Raw genomic sequence first — 17404 nt, forward strand, 5'->3', positions numbered from 1 at the left:
TGTCGAGGTCAACCGAAGGGACCGAACATGCGACCGCAGGGATACTACCCCAGACCCGATCCGAACCACTCCCCGATGGAGGGTCCGTTCGGCACGCTGCCGCCGCTGATCGTGGTGCTGGCGCTGGTGATGGCCGGCATCGAAGCCGCGCTGTCACTCGGGGCCACGGGCCTCGTCGGCGGGCCGCAGGCGATCGGCTGGCGCATCGGCGCGATCGAGGGCTATGGGTTTTCTGCCGCCGTGCTCGACCGGCTGATGGTGCGCTGGGACTGGGATCTTGCCTCGCGCCTCTTGAGCTATCCCTTCGTGCACATGAGCCTGACCCACGCGCTCTTCGCGGTGGCGCTGCTTCTGGCGCTGGGCAAGTTCGTGGGCGAGGTGCTGCACCCGGTGACGCTGGGCCTGCTGCTCGTGGCCACGACGCTGGCGGGCGCGCTGGCCTTCGGGCTGTTCACCTCGACCAACTATCCGCTGATTGGGGCCTATCCGGCGGTCTATGGACTGATCGGCGGCTTCACCTATCTGATGTGGCTGCAACTGGGGCGTTCGGGGTCGAACCGGCTGGCCGCGTTCCGGCTGATCGGGGTGCTTCTGGCGCTGCAGCTGGTGTTCGGGCTGATGTTCGGCGCCGACCCCGCTTGGGTGGCCGACGCCGCCGGTTTCATCGCCGGGTTGGTGCTGTCGCCGCTGCTGGCCCCGGGCGGCGCGCGCGGGTTCCTCGCGCGGATGCGGACGCGTTAGCGCCGCACCGCACGGCGGAACTCGCCCAAACGGAACGCGCCCAGCATCTGGCCAAAGCCGAAGTAGCCGAGCATGCCGATCGCCACGAGGGCGGCCAGCGCGAGATAGCGCACCGTCGGCGTGGCGAGGAACGGACCCAGAAGCGCTGCGCAGCCGAGCAGCACCACCCCCATCAGCGCCGAAGCGCCGCAGATCCGCCACAGCCGGTGGCGGAAACGGTCGTCCCATTCCGAGGCCACACCCATATCGCGCGAGCCGCGCCACAGGAGCCAGACCATGGCCCAGCCCGCCAGCGTCGTGCCCAAGGCGGCGGCGATGAAGCCGATGACCGGGGCAAGGCCCACCGCCACCACGACGTTCACGACCATTGCCACAAGCGCGTAGCGGAACGGGCTGCGCGTGTCCTCGCGGGCAAAGAACAGTGGCTGCAGCGCCTTCTGCAGCACGAAGGCAGGCAGGCCGAGGCCGTAGACCGCCACGGTGAGCGCCGTTGCCATGGTGTCGTCGGTGGTGAAGGCGCCGCGCTCGAACAGCACCGACACCAGAGGCACCGGGATCACCACCAGCGCCACGGCGGCAGGGATGGTCAGCGCGAGGCTCATCTCGGCGGCGCGGTTGAAGGCGTCGCGCCCACCGGTCTCGTCGCCCGCCCGCAGGCGGCGCGACAGATCCGGCAGCAGCACCACGCCCACGGCGATGCCCACGACGCCAAGCGGCAGCTGGTAGAGCCGGTCGGCATAGTTGAGCCAGGCCACGGCACCATCAAAGAAGCTCGCCACCTGACGTCCGACCAGCAGGTTGATCTGCACTACCCCGCCCGCCAGAGCGGCGGGGGCCGCGATGGCGGCGAGCTTCCACAGGTCCGGCGACATGCGCGGCCAGCCCCAGCGCAGATGGAACCCCGCGCGCTTGGCGGCCCACCAGACGAGAAACAGCTGCACGAGGCCCGCGAAGGGCACCGAGAGCGCCAGCGTGTCGCCCACCCGCAGACCAAGCGCCCGATCGATGCCGAGCCCGAGGCTTTCGGACGGATCGCGACCCAGTGCCGCCCCTACCAGCACCGCGAGGATGAACACGATGTTCAAAAGCACCGGTGCGGCGGCGGCGGCGACGAAGCGCCCCGTCGCGTTCAGAACGCCCGAGGCCAGTGCCGCGAGCGAGATGAATAGGATATAGGGAAAGGCGAGACGGCCGTATTCGACCGCGAGGTCGAACCGTTCGTCACCCGCAAAGCCCGAGGCCATGAGCAGCACCAGCCCGGGCATCGCCACCACCCCGATTACCGTGAACATGGTGAGGATAAAGGCCATGCCGACCCAGGCCTCCTGCGCGAAGCCCGCCGCGTCCTCGTCGCCCTCGAGCTTTTTCGAGAACATCGGCACGAAGGCCATGTTGAACGCGCCTTCGGCAAAAAAGCGGCGGAACATGTTGGGGAGCGAGAAGGCGACGAGAAAGGCTTCGGCCACCGGGCCCGCGCCGAGATAGCCCGCGATCATGATGTCGCGGGCAAAGCCGAAGACGCGGGACAGCAGGGTCCAGATGCCGACGGTGAGAAAGCCCTGCACGAGGCGGATGGGCTTCAAGACACGGCCCTCCGTGCGCCCGCTTCGATGGCTGCGCGCAGCTTGCGCTCAAGCGCGCGCTGCTTCGATTCAGAATGGTATTTCAATCCGAACATGTCCTTGACGTAAAAGGTATCGACCGCCTGCTCCCCATAGGTCGCAATGACGGCGGAGGAAATATAGACGTTTGCCGCCGCCAGCGTCCGGGTCAGGTCGAACAGCAGGCCGGGGCGGTCGCGGGTGTCGACCTCGATGATGGTGAAGATCTCCGAGCCGTCGTTATCAAAAGCGATCGAGGTCGGCACGCGGAAGGCGCGCTCGCGCTTGCGGATCTTGTCGCGGTCCTTGATCGCGTCGCGGGTCACCACCTCGCCACGCAGCGTCTTGCCGATCATCTGCTCGAGCCGGGGCAGGCGGGTCTCTTCATAGGGGTGGCCCTCGGCGTCCTGAATCCAGAACACGGCGGTGCACAGCCCGTCCTTGGCGGTATAGGTGCGCGCATCGACGATGTTGGCCCCGACCAGCGCCAGCGCCCCGGTCAACCGCGAGAACAGGCCCGGATGGTCGGTAGTGGCAAAGCTCACCCGCGTCGCGTCACGATCGGCGTCGAGCATGAGGTCGGTGCGGATCTCGTCATTGCCGAGGCCCCGCAGCAGATGCGCGAACTTCACATGGCTGTCGAGCGGCAGGCCCTGCCAGTAAGGGCCGTAATGGCGATTGGTCTCGGCGCGCAGTTCCGGCTGCGGCCAGTCGGCAAGCGCGTCGCGCAGCATCTTCTTGGCCTCGGTCTCGCGCGCGCCACGGCTCAGATCCTCGAGCCCGGTGGCGAGGGCCTCCTCGGTGGCGGTGTAGAGGCTGCGTAGCAGCATCGCCTTCCAGTTGTTCCATGTGCCGGGGCCCACGCCGCGAATGTCGCAGACGGTCAGCACGCACAGAAGATCGAGCCGCTCCTTGGTCTTCACCGAACGGGCAAAGTCGCGCACCGTGCGCGGCTCGGAGATGTCGCGCTTTTGCGCCATGTCCGACATCAGCAGGTGATGGCGCACCAGCCATTCGACCGTCTCGCATTCCTTGCGGTTCAGCCCCAGCCGCGGCGCCACGCGCCGTGCGATCTGCGCGCCGAGCACCGAGTGATCCTCGTCGCGTCCCTTGCCGATGTCGTGCAGCAGCAGCGCCACGTAGAGCACCTTGCGGTTCACTCCGGACTTGAGGATCGACGAGGCGACGGGCAGCTCCTCGACCAGCTCCTCGCGCTCGATCTGCGCCAGAGTCGAGATGCATTGGATCGTGTGCTCGTCGACCGTGTAGTGGTGGTACATGTTGAACTGCATCATCGCCACGATCGGCGCGAATTCGGGCAGGAAAGCCGCCAGCACGCCGAGTTCGTTCATCCGGCGCAATGCGCGTTCGGGATTGCCGCGTCGGATCAACAGATCGAGGAAGATGCGGTTGGCTTCGCGGTCCTCGCGCAGCTTGGCGTCGATCAGTTGCAGGTTGGCCGCGATCAGCCGCATCGCGTCGGGGTGCAGCAGGTGGCCGGTGCGCAGGTTTTCGTCAAAGATCCTGAGCAGGTTCACAGGATCGGCCAGAAACGCAGCCTCGTCGGCCACGTCGAGCCGGTTGCGGACGATGCGGTAGGGCGGGCGGGCCCGCTTGCGCCGTGCCAGAAGCCGCGTCAGCATCGGCTCGGATTTCAGATGCGTGGCCTCCTGCGCGGTCAGGAAGATGCGCGTCAGCTCGCCCACGCGGGTGGCATGGCGAAAGTAATCCTGCATGAAATGCTCGACCGCGCGCCTACCGCCGCCATCGACATAGCCCATGCGCTCGGCCACCTCGACCTGCATATCGAAGGTGAGCTGGTCCATCGCGCGGTTGGTGACGAGATGCAGGTGGCAGCGCACGGCCCAGAGGAAATCTTCGGCTCGCACGAATTCGGCGTATTCCTCCTCGGTGAAGACGCCTTGCCCCACCAACTCGGCCGCGTCCTGTACGCCGTAGACGTATTTGCCGATCCAGTAGAGCGATTGCAGATCGCGCAGTCCCCCCTTGCCCTCCTTGACGTTGGGCTCGACCACATAGCGCTGGCCACCCTGCTTGATATGGCGCGCATCGCGCTCGGCCAGCTTGGCTGTGATGAACTCGGGCGCGGTGGAGCGGAACAGCTCGGTCCAGAGCCGCTCGCGCAGCGAGGCGGCCAGCGCCGCATCGCCCGCGAGGCGACGGCATTCGATCAGCGAGGTGCGGATCGTGAAATCCTCCTTCGCCAGCCGCAGGCAGTCCTTCACGGTGCGGCTTGCGTGGCCGACCTTCAACTTGAGATCCCACAACATGTAGAGCATCGATTCGATGACGCTCTCGGCCCAAGGCGTGATCTTCCACGGCGTCAGGAACAGCAGATCGACGTCGGAATGCGGGGCCATCTCGCCACGCCCGTAACCGCCGACGCTCAAGAGCGACAGCCGTTCGCCCTCGGTCGGATTGTGCAACGGGTGCAGCCCTCGTGCCACATCGAAGCAGGCGGTAACGATCCGATCCGTGAGCCAGGCATAGGCACGGGTCACCGGACGGGCGGCAAAGGGGCGCGTGGCAAAGGCCGCGGCGATCGCGTCGCGCCCGTCGCGGCGGGCTTCGGACAGAACCGTCACGGCGGCGCGGCGCGCGGCCATGGGGTCCGAAGTGTCTCCAAGCGCCTCGGCGAGCTTTCGCGTCACCGTCTCTGCGTCGAATATGTCGCGCGCCGGAAGGATCAGATCCTCCGGCGCGTCGGTCGTGTCGGGCTTCTCGTAGGGCAGGGTCTTAGAAACCGGCGCCGCGGAAGCTTGTGGGAGCAGGGTCAAGGATAACCACCTGGTTGTTGCGGATCGTGGCAACTGCCAGACCGCGTTGGTTGGTGCCGTTGGACAACAGCCGGAAGATCCCCGAGGTGCCCTTGAAGCCCTGGCTGGTGAGGAGGGCATTGCGGGTCAGCGCGTCGGCACGGCCCGTGGCGGCCAGCGCACCGATCGCGGCGATGCCGTCATAGGCAAGACCGGCGAGCGGGTGCGGCTGTGCGCCGTAGGTCGCCGAATAACGCTGCTCGAAGGTACGGGTGCGGGCGGTATCGGGCACGGCGAAAAGACCGTTCTGCAGCCCCGGCAACGCTAGAGCCTGCGGCGCGGCATCCCAACGGGTGAGGCCCAGCATCCGCGCCTGCTGCGGCGTGATGCCGGCTTCGTTGAGCGCGGTGGCGAGGATCGGCAGGTCGGCGTTCACACCGGCGGTGGTGAAGACACCGGTGGCACCGGTGCCGCGAACGGTTTCTGCGACGCGGGGGGCGGCGGACTGCACCCCGGCCTGGCTCAGCTCATAGGCTTGGGTGCCGGCGACGGCAGCGCCCGAGCTGTTGACGGCGTTGACGATGGCATCGCGGCCGATCGCGCCCTGCAGGTCGTTGCCATAGGCCACGACATAGCGGTCGATGCCATTGGCGCGACCGTATTGCACAAGCCGTGTCGCGGTGCTGGAGAAGGTCGGCCCGAGGATGAAGACGTTGCCGCCTGCGATGGTCGGGTTGTTCGAGAAGGCGAGCACGTTGACGCCTTGGTTCGCCACGGCGACGCCCGCGGCGTTGGCGGCTTCGGCATAGAGCGGGCCGAGGATGATCTGCGCGCCCTCGGAGACGGCGGTGGTGGCGGCCTGTGCGGCACGGGTCGGATCACCGGCGGTCGGATAGACCTTCATGTCGATCTCGACGTTGCCCAGATCGGCGATGGCGAGGCGGGCGGCGTTCTCGAGGTTGGAGGCGAGCAGCGCGTCGCTCTGTGAGGACGAGCCTGCGGGCACCAGAAGGGCCACCTTGACTGGCGCGCCGGGGGTAACGCGCTGGGCATCCGAGACGGGGCCGGTGGCCACGATCGGCTGACAGGCGGCAAGCCAGAGGATGGAGAACAGGGCGAGAAGTCGGGCCGCGGCCTTGCGGGGCTGCGTCAAACGGGCGAACATGGGCATCACTTTCTCCGGCACAGGCGCGGGGCGGGTTCGCAACCAATCATAAACCGGGGCGGGCAAGGGTCCAGTGACGAATTTCGAAACCAGGCCGGTCGCACCGGGTCTGCACTTCGTGGCGACCCCGATCGGGACCGCCCGAGACATCACCCTGAGGGCTCTCGACCTTCTCGCCAACGCCGACGCGCTGGCGGCCGAGGACACGCGCACGCTGCGCAAGCTCATGGAAATACACGGCGTTCCTTTGAATGGGCGGCCCTTGCTGGCCTATCATGACCATTCGGGCGCGCATGATCGAAACCGTATTCTCGCGGTGCTCGAACGCGGCGGATCGGTCGCCTATGTTTCGGAGGCCGGCACGCCGCTTATTGCCGATCCGGGCTATGCGCTGGGGCGTGCCGCGATTGCTGGCGGACACACGGTGCTGGCCGCCCCCGGTGCTTCCGCCGTGCTTGCCGCCTTGGCGGTGTCGGGGCTGCCCACGGATCGCTTCGCATTCGCAGGATTTCTGCCCCCCGCCAAGACACAACGCGAGACCGAGATCGCCTCTCTAAGGTCGATGCCTTTTACGCTTGTGCTCTATGAGAGCCCCAAGCGGGTTCACGAGTTGTTAATCTCCTTGCGCGATATTCTGGGTGGGGAACGACCTGTGGCGTTGTGCCGCGAACTGACAAAGCGGTTCGAAGAGGTGGTTCGCGGCACGGCAGCGGAGGTATGCGAAGCCATCGAGGGGCGTACGCTCAAGGGCGAGATCGTCGTGCTCGTGGGCCGGGCCGAAACCGAGGAAGTGACCGGCGCGGATCTGGAGACCGCGCTGCGCGAGGCGATGCGCACGATGCGTATGAAGGACGCGGCGACGGCGGTCGCCGGTGCGCTGGGCCTGCCACGGCGTGAGGTCTATCAGGCGGCGCTGGCGCTGGAAAAAGGGCCGGATGATGCAGATGGAGATGCGACTTGATGGTGGCGGGCCGCTGAGAGCAACACGGCGACGAAGAGTGATTCCACGATCGCCGGTCGAAGGGGAAGGCCAGTTGGGGCTTGAACTCAAAGCCGACCAACCGTTGCCGGACTGCACACCCAAGACGGGGCCTGATCGTGTCAGCAGTCTCAAGTCGTCTGGGGACGGAGCGCAGGGCGCTGAGTTGCGAGCGACCCTCGAGGGGACATCGCTCAAGGCCGAGCGGGGCCGTCGGGGCTATCACACGGGTCTCGCCGCCGAAGAGAACGTTGCGCGCCACTACGCCCGGAGCGGGCGTGCCATTGAGGCGCGGCGCTGGCGTGGTCCGGGTGGCGAGATCGACATGATCGTGCGCGAAGGCGCGCGGCTCGTCTTTGTCGAGGTCAAGGCAAGCCGCAGCTTCGACGCCGCCATCTCCCATCTCACCCGCCGACAGATGGACCGCATCTGCCGTTCGGCCGAAGCTTACTGCGGCGAGACACCGGGCGGGCTTCTGACCGAAATGCGGTTTGATCTGGCTCTGGTGGACGGGCGCGGCGCGGTGCGAGTGGTCGAGAACGCCTTCGACGGCGGCTGATCCTGCGCATTTGCCTGTGCGCCGGGGCGCAGGCCCCGCGCATTGCGGAGCGCGCGCGCATCGGGCATGCATCGGACACCGCGTCCCCAGCGAAAGATCGCCGTCATGCCCAAAGCCCTCAAGGTCGCCCTCCAGATGGACCCGATCGCCAGCGTCAACATCGACGCCGATACCACCTTCCGTATCGGCGAGGAGGCGCAGGCGCGCGGCCACGAGCTGTTCTACTACACCCCCGACCGCCTTGCCTTTCAGGAGGGCCGGGTGACGGCACGCGGCTGGCCGCTGGAGCTGCGCCGCGAAAAGGGCAACCATTACAGCTTGGGCGAAGAGCAGGAGGTCGATCTTTCGACCATGGACGTGGTCTGGCTGCGTCAGGACCCGCCCTTCGACATGGGTTACATCACCACCACGCATCTGCTGGACATGATCCACCCCGAGACGTTGGTGGTGAACGACCCGTTCTGGGTTCGCAACTATCCCGAAAAGCTGCTGGTCCTGAGCTTTCCGGACCTCACGCCGCCCACCGCCATCGCGCGCGATCTCGCGACCCTGCGGTCGTTCCGCGACCGGCACGGCGACATCATCCTCAAACCGCTCTACGGCAACGGCGGCGCGGGCGTGTTCAAGCTGCACAGCCAGGACGGCAACCTCGCTTCGCTGCATGAGATGTTCTCGGGCATCAATCGCGAGCCGTTGATCGTGCAGAAATTCCTGCCCGCCGTGACCAAGGGCGACAAGCGCGTGTTGCTGGTCGACGGTGAACCGGTGGGCGCGATTAACCGCGTGCCGGCCAAGGGCGAGACTCGCTCGAACATGCATGTCGGCGGCCGTCCTGAAAAGGTCGAGCTGACAGAGCGCGATCGTGAGATCTGTGCCAAGATCGGCCCGCTTTTGAAGGAAAAGGGCCAGATCCTCGTTGGTATCGACGTGATCGGCGACTGGCTCACCGAGATCAACGTCACTTCGCCCACCGGCATTCAGGAGTTAGAACGCTTCGACGGCATTAATGTCGCCGCGAAGATCTGGGAGGCGATCGAGGCAAAGCTCTAGGCCTCTCGGCCGAGCGCGAGGCGGTAGCCCACCGCCTCGGCCACATGACCCCGCCGGACCCTCTCCGACCCTTCGAGGTCGGCGATGGTCCGCGCCACCCGCAGCACCCGGTGATAGCCGCGCGCCGAAAGCCCGAAGCGCTCGGCCACGCGCAGCAGCAGCTCGCGCCCTTCGGTATCGGGGGCCGCCACCTCTTCGAGGAGTTGTCCCTCGGCATCGGCATTGACCCGTGCGTCGGTGTCAACAAAGCGCGCCGTCTGGATCTCGCGAGCCATCGCGACACGGATCGCAACCTCCTTCGACCCCTCGGGCGGCTCTGGCAGGTCGAGATCGGTGAAAGCCACGGGCGGCACCTCGACCCGCAGGTCGATGCGGTCCATCAGCGGGCCGGATATGCGACCCAGATACTCCTCGCCGCAGCCGGGCGCGCGGGCGCAGGCGCGGTTCGGGTCCGAAAGATAGCCACAGCGGCAGGGGTTGGCGGCGGCGATCAGCAGGAAGCGGCAGGGATAGCGCAGATGCGCGTTGGCACGCGCGACCACGACCTCGCCGGTCTCGATCGGCTGGCGCAGGGTTTCCAGCACGGTGCGTGGAAATTCGGGTAATTCGTCCATGAACAGCACGCCGTTGTGCGCGAGGCTGATCTCGCCGGGCTTGGCCCCGCGCCCGCCGCCCGCGATGGCGGCGATCGAGGCGGTGTGATGCGGCTCGCGAAAGGGGCGGGCGCGGCTGATGCCCCCATCGGTGAGCAGCCCAGAGACCGAATGGATCATCGAGGTTTCCAGCGCCTCGATGGGCGACAGCGGCGGCAGGATCCCCGGCAGACGCGCGGCCAGCATCGATTTGCCCGAGCCGGGCGTGCCGACCAGCAGCAGATGGTGCCGCCCGGCGGCAGCGATTTCCAGCGCCCGCTTGGCCCGTTCCTGTCCCTTCACGTCCCGCAGATCGCGCGGAGGCGTGCCGGGTGCTGCCAGCCCGGCCTGCGCAGGTTCGATGAGTTGCTGCCCGGTGAAGTGTCTGATCGTACGGGCAAGCGAGGGGGCGGCGATCACCTCGACCGCCTCGACCCATGCGGCTTCGGCCCCGCAGGCGGCGGGGCAAAGCAGGCGGCGGCCTTCTTCCGCAGCGGCCATGGCGGCGGGCAGCGCGCCGATGACAGGCACCAGATCGCCCGAGAGCGACAGCTCTCCCAACGCCACCGTGCCCGCGATTTCCTCCTCGGGCAGCACCTCGATCGCGGCGAGCAGGGCCAGTGCGATCGGCAGATCGAAATGCGAGCCTTCCTTCGGCAGGTCGGCGGGCGAGAGATTCACCGTCACCTTCTTGGAAGGCAGCGCGATGGAGAGCGCCGAGAGCGCCGCGCGCACCCTTTCCCTTGCCTCGCTCACCGCCTTGTCGGGCAGGCCGACGATGGTGAAGCCGGGCATTCCAGCGGTCACGGCGCATTGCACTTCGACCAGCCGCGCTTCGACCCCTTCGAAGGCCACCGTGTAGGCCCGCGCAACCATGTCCGTGCTCCCATTCCTGACGGAGAGGCTGGGGCCCAAAGGGTTTAGGAACGGTTAACCGATCTCAGGGCAAGCGGTTGATCTCGGCGGCTTGCCACCCCTGCGCCCCGATCTCGATGCGGGTGAGAGACAGTGGCTCGATCCTATGGGCGAAGACCTGGCGTGCATCGCAGCCGAGGGCGCGCTGGAGCTGTGTCAGGATCACCCCGAAATGCGCGACTACGATCAGGTCGCCCCCGGTCCAGACCCGATCGATGGCCGCGTCGCAGCGGGCGCGCAGGGCATTCCAGCTTTCACCTGCCGGAGGGGCCACGTCGCCGGGTCGGTCCCAGAAGGCGCGAACCAGTTCGGGGCTCTCGGCCTCGATCTCGTCGTGGCGTTTGAGCTCCCAGTCCCCGAAATGGATCTCTCGCAGCTGTGGCGCGTGGGGCAGGCGGGGGCGATCCCCGGCCACGGCGTCGGCGGTGCGCGCGGCGCGGTCGAGGTCCGAGGAGATCACCGGCGCGACCGGCAAGCTCGCGGCGAGACGCGCGATGGCGGCGGTATCGGACAGATCGGCGGGCAGGTCGGACCAGCCGCACATGCCTTTGGCGTGGGTCGGACCGTGCCGGATCAGCCAGAGCGCGCTCATGGCATGTCCCCTTTGAGCACGAAGGGCAACCCTGCCATCACGCCGATCACCGTGTCGGCCCGGTCCGCCAAGCGGCGGTTGAAGCCGCCCTGCGCCGCGCGAAATCGCCGCGCCAGCGCGTTGTCGGGCACGATCCCGGCCCCGACCTCGTTCGAGACGATCACCACCGGAGCGGTAGAACCCGCCAGCGCCGCGAACAGCCGTGCCTCTTCGGCCACAAGGTCGGCCTCGGCCAGCATCAGGTTCGACAGCCACAGCGTCGCGCAATCGAGCAGCGCAATTTCGCCCGCCCGAAGGCTGGAAATGGCCGATCCGGGGTCGAGCGGCGTCTCGACCGTGCGCCAGTCCGGGCCGCGCGAGATCCTGTGCCGATCGATTTTTTGCCGCATTTCGGCATCGAAGGCTTGTGCTGTAGCGATGTAGACCGCCGCGCCGCCGGCCTGCGTGACAAGGCTTTCGGCGATATCCGACTTGCCCGAGGCGGCGCCGCCTAGAACCAGCGTCAATTTCTGCAAGGCCATGCGGGAAACTTTCTGAGAGGGCACCGCGTTAAGGGTTCAGCAAGGTGACTAGCAGGCCGCCCGGCCATGGCAAGCGCACCGACCCTTATATGTCCCGGGGACGATGACATGGCTTTTGACGGATTTGCGGACCAGTCGATGACCCGCAACGCGATGCGGGCGGAACTCTTGGATGCGGAGACCGAGTTGCGGCTTGCCTATGCGTGGCGCGACCAGCGCTGCGAGAAATCGCTGCACCGGCTCATCACCGCCTATATGCGGCTCGCCATCTCCATGGCGTCGAAGTTTCGCCGTTATGGTGCGCCGATGAACGACCTCATTCAGGAAGCCTCTCTCGGCCTCATGAAGGCGGCTGACAAGTTCGATCCCGATCGGGGCGTGCGCTTCTCGACCTACGCGGTCTGGTGGATCAAGGCGTCGATTCAGGACTACGTGATGCGCAACTGGTCGATGGTGCGTACGGGCTCCACCTCTTCGCAAAAGTCGCTGTTCTTCAACATGCGCCGTGTGCAGGCCCGGATCGAACGCGAAGCCGCCTCCGAAGGGCGCGAGCTTGACGGCGCGACGCTGCGCAAGATGATCGCCAAAGAAGTGGGCGTGCCGCTCGCCGATGTGGAAATGATGGAAGGCCGGCTTTCGGGCTCGGACTTCTCGCTCAATGCCACCCAATCGGCCGAGGACGAGGGCCGTGAATGGATCGAGGCTCTGGTCGATGACGGCCAGCAGGCCGCCGAGCTTGTGCAGAACAGCCATGACACCGACATGCTGCGTCAATGGTTGCTGAGTGCGCTGTCAGCACTCAATGCGCGTGAGCAGTTTATCGTGCGCGAGCGCAAGCTGCGCGATGCGCCGCGCACCCTCGAAAGCCTTGGCGACGAGCTGGGCCTGTCAAAGGAGCGGGTGCGTCAGCTCGAAGCGGCGGCGTTCGGCAAGATGCGCCGGAGCCTCGAGACGCAGTCGCGTGAAGTGCGCGGACTTTTCGTCTGAGCCGTCGATTGCTCCCGACGCATCAAGTCTCTAGGCTCGCCCCGCACTGACTGCGGGGCGAGCCATGTCGCATATTCTCCTGATCATCGGCGGCGGTATCGCGGCCTACAAATCGCTGGAGCTGATCCGGCTGCTCGCCAAGGCGGGGCATGAGGTGACGCCGGTGATGACCGAGAGCGCCGCGCAGTTCGTGACGCCGCTGTCGGTCTCCGCGCTTGCGGGCAAAAAGGTGCACGAGGCGCTGTTCGATCTCACCTCCGAGGCCGAGATGGGCCATATCCAACTGTCGCGCGTGGCCGACCTCGTGGTCGTGGCCCCCGCCACCGCCGACATGATGGCCAAGATGGCGCAGGGCCGCGCCTCGGACCTTGCCTCGACGCTGCTTCTGGCAACGGACACGCCGGTGCTCGTCGCGCCTGCGATGAATGTCCGCATGTGGGAGCATCCCGCGACCCGCCGCAACCTAGCCACGCTCAAAGGCGACGGCATCGGGGTCGTCGGGCCGGATGAGGGCGAGATGGCCTGCGGCGAATACGGTTTCGGTCGGATGTCCGAACCCGCCGTGATCCTCGCGGCGATCGAGACCGCCCTTGCGCCTGCCGACCGGCCCCTCTCAGGGCGGCACGTGCTGGTCACCTCGGGGCCGACGCATGAGCCGATCGACCCGGTGCGCTATATCGCCAACCGCTCGTCCGGCGCGCAGGGCTCGGCCATCGCCTCCGCCTTGCTGCGCTTGGGCGCACACGTCACCTTCATCACCGGCCCGGCCAGTGCCGCACCGCCGGAGGGGGCCGAAATCGTCGCGGTCGAGACCGCCGCCGAGATGCTCGCCGCCGTCGAGGCGGCGTTGCCCGCCGACGCCGCGATCTTTGCCGCAGCCGTGGCCGATTGGCGCGTCACGGATGCGAGCGGCCGCAAGATCAAGAAGCAGGCCGGGACGCTGCCGGGGCTGTCGCTGGCGGAAAATCCCGACATTCTCGCGCGGGTGGCGGGCATGGCCGTGGGAAGACCCGATCTGGTGGTGGGCTTTGCCGCCGAAACCGATGATGTGATCGCTCACGCCACCGCCAAGCGTGTGCGCAAGGGCTGCGATTGGATCGTGGCCAACGATGTCTCTCCCGGCACAGGGATTATGGGCGGCACCGAGAATGCGGTGACGCTGATCACGCAATACGGGGCCGAAGACTGGCCGCGCATGGCCAAGCGGGCGGTGGCCGAACGGCTCGCGGAGCGGGTGGCCGAGGCGCTGGCTGCTAAAGGCGAGACCGCCTCTGATAGACGGGTTTGAAGACAGATGAGCATGGACAAGCGTATCGGCCTGAAGCTGAGCTGGACCGACGGGGCGGATCGTGCCCTGCCGCTGCCTGCCTACCAGACCGCCGGGGCCGCCGGGGCCGATCTTGTGGCCAACCTCGATCCGGGCGACCGGGCCACGGGGATCGTGCTTGCCCCCGGTACGCGCGCTTTGGTGCCCACCGGCCTGCGCGTCGCGGTTCCGGACGGATATGAACTGCAGCTTCGCCCGCGTTCGGGGCTGGCGCTGAAACACGGTATCACACTGCCCAACAGCCCCGGTACCATCGACAGCGATTATCGCGGCCCGCTCGGGGTCATCGTTCTGAACGCAGGGCAGGACAGCTTCACCGTCACTCACGGCATGCGCATCGCGCAGGCCGTGCTGGCGCCAGTGGTGAGGGCGGATTTCGAGATGGTCGACGATCTCGATGACACGGCGCGGGGCGCGGGCGGCTTCGGCTCGACCGGGGGCCTCGCGTGATCCTCGTCGGCGTGTTGATCGCCACGCTCTGGGGCATCGGCGCGCTGACCGGCGCACCGCTCCGCGCCCGGGGCTACATGATCGGTCTGCTGATGACAGGGGTGATCGCGGGGCATCTGCTGCTGCCCGATGGCCATCCACTACGCGAAGCGACAGGGGGCGAGGCGGCGCTATGGCTGCTGCTGATCGCGGGCGGCGCGCTGGCTTGGCTCTATTCGCGGGGGCTGAGGCTGCTCAAGGCCCGCGCCACACCCGCCGAGATGCCTGTGCCGCGCAAAGGGTTCTCCGAGACCGAGCTGACCCGCTATGCGCGCCACATCACCCTGCGCGAGATCGGCGGGCCGGGGCAGGGGGCGCTGCGCCGCGCCCGTGTGCTGGTCGTCGGCGCGGGGGGCTTGGGCTGCCCGGCGCTGACCTATCTCGCGGCCTCTGGCGTCGGCACCATCGGGGTCATCGACGACGATGAGGTCGATCTGAGCAACCTTGGACGGCAGGTGCTGTTCGACGAGGCGCAGATCGGCAGGCCCAAGGTCCACGCCGCCGCCGAGAAGCTGCGTGCGCAGAACCCGCATGTCGAGATCCGGCCCTATGCGCGGCGGCTGACGCCGGAGATCGCCGAAGAGCTGTTCGCCGACTACGACCTGATTCTCGATGGCACCGACAACTTCGCCACCCGCGAGACCGTCAATGCCGCCGCCGTGGCCGCCGCCAAGCCACTCGTCGCCGCTGCCCTCACGCAATGGGAGGGGCAGATCTCGCTCTATGAGCCGGCGCGCGGCACCCCCTGCTGGGCCTGCGTTTTCCCCGAGCGGCCTGACCCCTCGCTCATTCCCTCCTGCGCCGAGGCGGGTGTGCTGTCGCCGCTTCCGGGCATCATCGGGGCGATGATGGCCGCCGAGGCGGTGAAGCGGCTCACCGGGGCGGGCGAGACATTGGCCGGGCGGTTGATGATTCATGACACGCTCTATGCCGATAGCCGCACCATCGCGATAAAGCCGCGCGCAGGCTGTGCGGTCTGCGGCGGGCGGGGGCTGGAAGCGGCGGTCGCGCGCCCATAGGTTTCCTCCAAAGGAGACCCGCATGACCAACCCGCTACTGGCGCCATGGGACACGCCCTTCGGCTTGCCGCCCTTCGACCGCATCGAGGACGACCACTGGATGCCCGCGACCGAGGCCGCGCTCGGCGAGGCCCGCGCCGCTGTCGAGGCCATCGCCGCCAATCCCGAGGCTCCGAGCTTCGAGAACACCATCGCGGCACTCGAGATGTCGGACGAAGCGCTGGGCCGGGTGCTTTCGGCCTTCTACGCCGTGGCAAGCGCCGACAGTACGCCGGCACGCCAAGCGCTGCAGCGCGACTTCGCGCCGATGCTTTCGGCGCATATGTCTTGGGTGATCGGCAACCGGGCGTTGTTCGATCGGATCGATACGCTCTGGCAGACGCGCGAGGCCCTGAGCCTCGGGTCCGAGGACGCGCGGGTCTTGATGCTGACGCATCGCCGTTTCGTACGCGCGGGCGCGCAACTCGAAGGCGCGCAGGCGACCCGCATGGCCGAGATCCGCGCGCGGCTCTCGGTGCTGGGCACACAATTCTCGCAGAACCTGCTGGCGGACGAATCTGCCTGGACCATGCCGCTTTCGGCCCAAGACCTCGCGGAATTGCCTGCCGGGCTGCGCTCCGCCGCCAAGGCAGCGGGTGGCGACGGGGGGGCGGTGATCACCCTGTCGCGCTCGCTCGTGGTGCCGTTCTTGCAGTATTCGCCCAACCGCGCGCTGCGCCAAAAGGCGTTCGAGGCCTGGGCTGCACGCGGCATGACCGGGGGCGAGACCGACAACCGCGCCATCGCCGCCGAGACACTCACGCTGCGCGAGGAGCGTGCGAAGCTGCTGGGGCATGAGGACTATGCATCCTGGAAGTTGGAAACCGAGATGGCGGGCCACCCGCAGGCGGTGCGCGAGTTGCTGCACGCGGTCTGGACGCCGGCGCGTGCCGCGGCCCTTGCCGACGCTGCGATCTACGAGGGCTTGCTGAACGCCGACGGGTTCGAGGGGCCGCTGGAGCCTTGGGACTGGCGCTACTACGCCGAGGCCCGCCGTCGCGCCGAGCATGAGATCGACGACGGGACGCTCAAGCCCTACCTGCAACTCGACCGGATGATCGAGGCGGCCTTTTCGGTGGCGAACCGCCTGTTCGGCATCGAGGCGCGCGAGATCGAGGCACCGGGCTACCATCCCGACGCGCGAACATTCGAGATCACGCGGGGCGGCGCGCATCTCGCCGTTTTCGTTGGTGACTGGTTTGCCCGGCCCTCCAAGCGGTCGGGCGCGTGGTGCACCACGATGCGCGATCAGCACCGCATGGGCGGGCAGGATGTGCGCCCGCTGGTGCTCAACGTGTGCAACTTTGCCAAGCCCGATGCGGGAGAGGCGGCACTCTTGTCCTTCGACGACGCGCGCACGCTGTTTCACGAGTTCGGCCATGCGCTGCACCAGATGCTGTCGGACGTGACATATGAGAGCATTTCGGGCACCTCGGTGGCGCGCGACTTCGTGGAACTGCCGAGCCAGCTTTTCGAGCATTGGCTCGAAGTGCCGGAGGTGCTGCGCGAGTTCGCCACCCACGCCGAGACGGGCGAGCCGATGCCGGAGGCGCTGATGGAGAAGATGCTGGCCGCCGCGAACTTCGATCAGGGCTTTGCCACGGTCGAGCAGACCGCCTCGGCCATCGTCGATCTCGAGTTTCACTGTGGTATGGCTCCTGGCGACCCGATGCAGCAACAGACCGAGGTGCTGGAGGCAATCGGCATGCCGCGCGCTATCGCCATGCGGCATGCGACGCCGCATTTCGCGCATGTCTTTTCCGGCGACGGCTATGCGGCGGGCTACTACAGCTACCTGTGGTCCGAGATGATGGACGCCGACGCCTTCGAGGCGTTTCGCGAGACGGGCGATGCCTTCGATCCCGAGACCGCGCGTCGGTTCGAGGCCCACGTGCTTTCGCGCGGCGGCTCGGAGGAGGCGGGGGTACTCTACGAGCGGTTTCGCGGCTCGACGCCCGATGTCGCGGCGCTGCTCAGAGGGCGAGGTCTCGCCGCCTGAGCAGTCCTGACG

General features: G+C 67.4%; 15 protein-coding genes. 9 read left to right on the top strand and 6 right to left on the bottom strand.

Annotated features, from left to right (window positions below; all coding sequences use genetic code 11):
• The first annotated feature begins 27 nt into the window (after positions 1-27).
• Positions 28-741, top strand: coding sequence for a rhomboid family intramembrane serine protease (locus tag AADJ02_RS01650; RefSeq protein WP_341211252.1), 714 nt, complete (start codon positions 28-30; stop codon positions 739-741).
• On the opposite strand, the gene murJ is transcribed toward AADJ02_RS01650, so the two are convergent.
• From murJ to AADJ02_RS01665, 3 genes are read right to left on the bottom strand one after another with little or no spacing between them, the layout of a single operon-like run.
• A complete protein-coding gene (gene murJ / locus AADJ02_RS01655; protein ID WP_341211253.1) occupies positions 738-2324 on the bottom strand; it encodes a murein biosynthesis integral membrane protein MurJ in 1587 nt (528 codons plus the stop codon). The two genes, AADJ02_RS01650 and murJ, sit on opposite strands and share 4 nt — an antisense overlap.
• Positions 2321-5095: a [protein-PII] uridylyltransferase gene (locus AADJ02_RS01660; RefSeq protein ID WP_341211401.1), complete on the bottom strand. Its 2775-nt coding sequence runs from the start codon at positions 5093-5095 to the stop codon at positions 2321-2323. The genes murJ and AADJ02_RS01660 overlap by 4 nt, the downstream gene beginning before the upstream one ends.
• A gap of 4 nt (positions 5096-5099) precedes the next feature.
• Positions 5100-6284, bottom strand: coding sequence for an ABC transporter substrate-binding protein (locus AADJ02_RS01665; RefSeq protein ID WP_341211402.1), 1185 nt, complete (start codon positions 6282-6284; stop codon positions 5100-5102).
• Between the two features lie 109 nt (positions 6285-6393).
• Between AADJ02_RS01665 and rsmI the strand changes: the two genes are divergently transcribed.
• The 3 genes from rsmI to gshB all read left to right on the top strand — a co-directional run bounded on the left by rsmI (position 6394) and on the right by gshB (position 8872).
• Positions 6394-7245 (top strand): 16S rRNA (cytidine(1402)-2'-O)-methyltransferase, encoded by an 852-nt coding sequence (rsmI, locus tag AADJ02_RS01670; protein ID WP_341211403.1) that lies wholly within the window; start codon positions 6394-6396, stop codon positions 7243-7245.
• A 184-nt stretch (positions 7246-7429) separates the two neighbouring features.
• Complete coding sequence (locus AADJ02_RS01675; RefSeq protein ID WP_341211254.1) at positions 7430-7822, top strand: YraN family protein; 393 nt, start codon at positions 7430-7432, stop codon at positions 7820-7822.
• Positions 7823-7927: 105 nt separating this feature from the next.
• The gene (gene gshB / locus AADJ02_RS01680; RefSeq protein ID WP_341211255.1) at positions 7928-8872 is read left to right on the top strand and encodes a glutathione synthase; all 945 of its coding nucleotides are present in this window, start codon (positions 7928-7930) and stop codon (positions 8870-8872) included.
• Here the strand turns inward: gshB and AADJ02_RS01685 are convergent.
• From AADJ02_RS01685 to cobU, 3 genes are all read right to left on the bottom strand, one after another.
• Positions 8869-10380, bottom strand: a complete 1512-nt coding sequence (locus AADJ02_RS01685) for a YifB family Mg chelatase-like AAA ATPase (protein ID WP_341211256.1) — start codon at positions 10378-10380, stop codon at positions 8869-8871. The two genes, gshB and AADJ02_RS01685, sit on opposite strands and share 4 nt — an antisense overlap.
• A gap of 64 nt (positions 10381-10444) precedes the next feature.
• On the bottom strand, positions 10445-11011 hold the full coding sequence (locus AADJ02_RS01690; RefSeq protein ID WP_341211257.1) for a histidine phosphatase family protein: 567 nt from the start codon (positions 11009-11011) through the stop codon (positions 10445-10447).
• The gene (gene cobU, locus AADJ02_RS01695) at positions 11008-11532 is read right to left on the bottom strand and encodes a bifunctional adenosylcobinamide kinase/adenosylcobinamide-phosphate guanylyltransferase (protein ID WP_341211258.1); all 525 of its coding nucleotides are present in this window, start codon (positions 11530-11532) and stop codon (positions 11008-11010) included. The genes AADJ02_RS01690 and cobU overlap by 4 nt, the downstream gene beginning before the upstream one ends.
• 108 nt (positions 11533-11640) lie before the next feature.
• Here cobU and AADJ02_RS01700 point away from each other — a divergent pair, with 108 nt between their 5' ends.
• The 5 genes from AADJ02_RS01700 to AADJ02_RS01720 all read left to right on the top strand — a co-directional run bounded on the left by AADJ02_RS01700 (position 11641) and on the right by AADJ02_RS01720 (position 17392).
• On the top strand, positions 11641-12519 hold the full coding sequence (locus tag AADJ02_RS01700; RefSeq protein ID WP_341211259.1) for an RNA polymerase factor sigma-32: 879 nt from the start codon (positions 11641-11643) through the stop codon (positions 12517-12519).
• A gap of 64 nt (positions 12520-12583) precedes the next feature.
• Complete coding sequence (coaBC, locus tag AADJ02_RS01705; RefSeq protein WP_341211260.1) at positions 12584-13807, top strand: bifunctional phosphopantothenoylcysteine decarboxylase/phosphopantothenate--cysteine ligase CoaBC; 1224 nt, start codon at positions 12584-12586, stop codon at positions 13805-13807.
• A gap of 6 nt (positions 13808-13813) precedes the next feature.
• Positions 13814-14296 carry a dUTP diphosphatase gene (gene dut / locus AADJ02_RS01710; protein ID WP_341211261.1) on the top strand — a complete coding sequence of 161 codons (483 nt, stop codon included), beginning with the start codon at positions 13814-13816 and terminating at the stop codon, positions 14294-14296.
• The gene (locus tag AADJ02_RS01715; RefSeq protein WP_341211262.1) at positions 14293-15354 is read left to right on the top strand and encodes a HesA/MoeB/ThiF family protein; all 1062 of its coding nucleotides are present in this window, start codon (positions 14293-14295) and stop codon (positions 15352-15354) included. The genes dut and AADJ02_RS01715 overlap by 4 nt, the downstream gene beginning before the upstream one ends.
• Before the next feature lie 22 nt (positions 15355-15376).
• Entirely contained in the window at positions 15377-17392 is a 2016-nt protein-coding gene (locus tag AADJ02_RS01720; protein ID WP_341211263.1) for a M3 family metallopeptidase, read from the top strand.
• Positions 17393-17404 lie beyond the last annotated feature (12 nt).

The sequence above is a fragment of the uncultured Limimaricola sp. genome (assembly GCF_964022235.1).
GTDB lineage: Bacteria > Pseudomonadota > Alphaproteobacteria > Rhodobacterales > Rhodobacteraceae > Limimaricola.